The organism is Streptomyces sp. 13-12-16 (assembly GCF_002114215.1).
Classification (GTDB): domain Bacteria; phylum Actinomycetota; class Actinomycetes; order Streptomycetales; family Streptomycetaceae; genus Streptomyces.
This window is the reverse complement of record NZ_NCTE01000457.1, coordinates 1-4,189: the sequence shown is the minus strand read 5'-3', so window position 1 is coordinate 4,189 and position 4,189 is coordinate 1. Positions and strand designations below refer to the sequence as shown.

At 73.9% G+C, this 4,189-nt stretch carries 3 protein-coding genes; all 3 read left to right on the top strand.

Annotated elements, in window-relative coordinates; all coding sequences use genetic code 11:
• The coding region (locus B7767_RS18510) for a serine/threonine protein kinase (protein WP_085573159.1) at window positions 1-1,274 on the top strand (1,274 nt) is incomplete at its 5' end.
• 159 nt (window positions 1,275-1,433) lie between these two features.
• Window positions 1,434-3,110, top strand: a complete 1,677-nt coding sequence (locus tag B7767_RS18505; RefSeq protein WP_085573158.1) for a serine/threonine-protein kinase — start codon at window positions 1,434-1,436, stop codon at window positions 3,108-3,110.
• A gap of 82 nt (window positions 3,111-3,192) precedes the next feature.
• Window positions 3,193-4,189 (top strand): serine/threonine-protein kinase (locus B7767_RS18500; RefSeq protein ID WP_256923482.1); only part of this gene is annotated, 997 nt, incomplete at its 3' end.

The following is a 4,189-nucleotide window of genomic DNA, read 5'->3' as shown; positions in this document are numbered from 1 at the left end:
CCGCGCGCCGCGGCCCGGCCACCGCGCTGGCCGCCGAGCGGGCACGGCAGGCGCGCATGGCCGTCGTCGGGCCCGTGACCGAGCGGTGGGCGCCGGAGCAGGCCGGACCCGTGCACGAGAACTGGCAGCTCGCCGCCCCGATCGGCCCCGCCACCGACCTCTGGGCGCTGGGCTCCCTGCTGTTCCGGGCCGTACAGGGACACGCGCCCTACCCGGAGGAGTCGACGGCCGAGCTGGTGCAGATGGTGTGCGCCGAGCCGCCCGCGTTCGCCGAGGAGTGCGGGCCGCTGCGGCCGGTCGTGGAGTCGCTGCTGCGTCAGGACCCCACCGAGCGCATCGACTTCGAGGAGCTGCGCGGCTGGCTGCGTTCGCTGGTGCGCTCCGCGCCCGAACCCGAGGCGGGTGTGCACGTCATAGCGGCACCGCCCGTCGACGCGAGCAAGCTGCCCGTCATACGGCGCCGGGGCGAGCTGGTGCGCAGGCGCCGCGCCGGGCTCCCCGCGCACCACGGGCGGCACAAGCGGGCCAAGCAGGACACCGGTTCCCCGCGCCGGCTCGGCCGCACCCTGCTCCTGCTGGTGCTGCTCGCCATGGCGGCGGCGATCGCGTACGCCGTGCTGTTCATGCCGAAGTCCGGTGAGGACGGCCCGGGTTCGGCCGACCGCACCGGAGCCGCCGGTGAGGTGAGCCCCGCGCCGAGCCCGCCGGACGCCGGCGGAGAGCCGGGCGGCGGGAAGAACTCGCCGAAGCCGGAGGACGGTTCCAAGGGCGAACCCGAGGAGTCGGCCGCCTCCACCGAGACGCAGACCACCGGCCCCGAGGTCGCCGACGGCTTCACCCTGGCCAAGGACCCGGAGGGGTTCCGGGTCGCCGTCGCCGAGGGCTGGCAGCGCACCGCGAAGAACGGCAGCGGCCAGGTCGTCTACTCCAAGGGGGACTTCGAGCTCATCGTCGTACCGGGCCGGGACAGCGCGCAGCGGTACGGCGGCGACCCCATGGCCTACCAGCGGGACGACGAGCGCGAGCTCCAGCCCTACCGTGACTCCAGCTGGGCCACCTCCACCGGTCTGAAGACCATCGAGGTGGGCGGACGGACCATGGCCGAGGGTCAGTTCACCTGGACCGGTGACGGGGGCGAGCTGTACGTCCGCAACCTCGCGGCGCTGATCGACGGCCGCTACCACGTGGTGCAGGTACGCGGACCGGAGGCCGAACGGGACGAGGTGACCCGGCTCTACGAGCAGGCGGCGGCGACCTACCGCTTCACCGGCTGAACCACCGACTCCACGCGTTCACAGGGGTTTTGGTTGCTTCACGCCTCATACAGCGACAACTGTCACAGTGCGGTCTCCATGGCACCCCCTCGGTTCCCAGGATGAGCCGGGGTACTTACGCTGACCCTGTCAAGACCATTGCGGGGCAACGTGAATCAGATGCAGGGCTCGCTCGTCGCGGGCCGCTACCGGCTCGGTGAATCCATCGGGAGCGGTGGCATGGGCCGGGTGTGGCGCGCCCATGACGAGGTGCTGCACCGGGTCGTCGCCATCAAGGAACTGACCGCGGCGCTCTACGTCTCCGACAGCGAACAGGCCACGCTGCTGGCACGCACCCGCGCGGAGGCACGGGCCGCCGCGCGGATCAACCACTCCGCCGTCGTCACGGTGCACGACGTGCTGGAGCACGACGGCCGGCCGTGGATCGTGATGGAGCTGGTCGAGGGCCATTCGCTGGCCGACGCGGTGAAGGAACGGGAACGCGTCGACCCCCGCGAGGCCGCGCGCATCGGCCTGTGGGTGCTGCGCGCCCTGCGCGCCGCCCACGCGGCCGGTGTACTGCACCGTGACGTCAAGCCCGGCAACGTCCTCCTCGGCGACGACGGCCGGGTCCTGCTCACCGACTTCGGCATCGCGCAGATCGACGGCGACGCGGCCATCACCCGTACCGGCGAGGTCGTCGGTTCGGTCGACTACCTCGCGCCCGAGCGGGTCCGCGGTCACGATCCCGGCCCCTCCTCCGACCTGTGGGCGCTCGGCGCGACGCTGTACACGGCGGTGGAGGGCAGATCGCCGTTCCGCCGCACGTCACCGCTGACCACCATGCAGGCGGTCGTCGAGGAGGAGGCCGACGAGCCGGAGCACGCCGGCCCGCTCGGACCCGTCATCAGCGCACTCCTGCGCAAGGATCCGGCCACCCGGCCCGACGCGGACCGGGCCGAGCAGCTGCTCGCCGAGGCCGCCGAGGGACGCCGGCCGCAGGCCGCCCAGGAGTACGTGCCGACCCGGGCGGTCGGCGCCCGTGCCCCCCTGCCGTACGAGACCAGGCCCGATGCGGTCCCGCAGTACCCGCAGGCCGGTCCCGCGGCCGCTCAACAGCCGTACCCGCAGGCCGGTCCCGCGACGGATCGGCAGCCGTACCCGCAGGGCGGTCCCACGGCCGCCCAGCAGCCGTACACGCCGTCCACCGCACCCCGCCGGCGGGTGCGCGGGCGGGTGATCGCCCTGGTCGTCGCCCTGGCGGCGATCATCGGCGGGGGCACCGCGGTGATGCTCCAGCAGGGGGACCGGAACGGCACCACGGCCGGCCCCTCCCCGACCCCGACGCCCAGCCCCACGAGGACGGGGAGCACCGAGTCACGGGGAAACCTCCCGGAGGGCTGGGTGCGCCGCAGCGACCCCTGGGGCTTCAGCATCGTCCTGCCCGGTGAGGACTGGGAACGCGAGGTCTTCGACGAGGAGACCCGGCAGGTCGACTACACGCCCGACGGCGGCAAGCACTTCATCCGCATCGCCATCGACGACTCGTCCGACTTCGACGACCCGTACGAGCACCTGAGGGACCTGGACCGGCAGATAGGCCAGCGCCTGGTCGGCTACCAGCGGATCGGCCTGGACCGCCGCGTCTACCGGGACCGCGAGAGCGGCCGGCTGGAGTACACCTGGACCGCGCTGGCCAAGGACACCGACTTCCCGGGGCCGCGCCGGGCGGTCGACCAGATGTACCTCTCGCGGGACGGCGTCGAGTACGCGATCTACATGTCCGGGCCGGCCGAGGACTGGGCCACGACCGGCGGGCAGTTCGAGACGGTGCTGAAGGGGTGGCGCGAGCCCTGACCCCCGCGGCGGGCGCGCGGGCGCGCCGCTTGGCCGAATCGCCGTACCGGAGGGCGCACATCCGGTGGGGCATGATGGGCCCATGGGGACCGACGGGAACGCCGAGAACGCGACCGCCAGGACCAATGGACGTGTCATAGCGGGCCGTTACCGTTTGGAGGCGAGGCTCGGACGCGGTGGCATGGGCGTGGTCTGGCGGGCCACCGACCAACTGCTCGGACGGGGTGTCGCCGTCAAGGAGCTCCCCCTCGACGAGACGCTCTCCGCGGCGGACGCCCGGCGGCAGCGGGACCGCACCCTGCGCGAGGCGCGGGCCCTCGCCCAACTGAGCCACCCGCACATCATCGTCGTGCACGACGTCGTCGAGGACGACGAACGCCCGTACATCGTCCTGGAGCTGATCGACGGGCCGTCCCTCGCCGACCGGGTCGCCGAGCAGGGCCCGGTCGACGCCGCGGAGGCCGCGCGGATCGGTGTCGACCTGCTCGGCGCGCTGCGCGCCGCCCACGCGGCCGGTGTGCTGCACCGCGACCTCAAGCCCGCCAACGTCCTGCTGGAGAACGGCACCGACCGGGTCGTCCTCACCGACTTCGGCATCGCCCGGGTGTCGGGCGCCACCACGCTCACCGAGACCGGCTCCTTCGTCGGCTCGCCCGAGTACACCGCCCCCGAGCGGATGTCCGGCGCCAGGACGGGACCGGAGTCCGACCTGTGGTCGCTGGGCGCGCTGCTGTGCACGGCGCTCAGCGGCGAGTCGCCGTTCCGGCGGGACTCCCTCGGCGGGGTCCTGCACGCGGTCGTGGTCGACGAGATACGGCCGCCCGTCGAGGCGGAACCGATTCTTCCCGTGGTGCGCGGCCTGCTGGAGCGCGACCCCGACCGCCGGCTGGACGCGGACCGGGCCGAACGGATGCTGCGGGCGTTCCGGGAGACGGGCCGTACGCCGGAGTCGGCGCCCCCCGGACTGCTGCCCCCGCACCGGGACGCGCCGCGCCGGCGGCCCCCGGTGCGGCGGGAGGAGGCGGGAGGAGGTCCCCAGGCGCGTCCGGTCCGGCGGCAGCCCACGAGGGGCGTGCTCG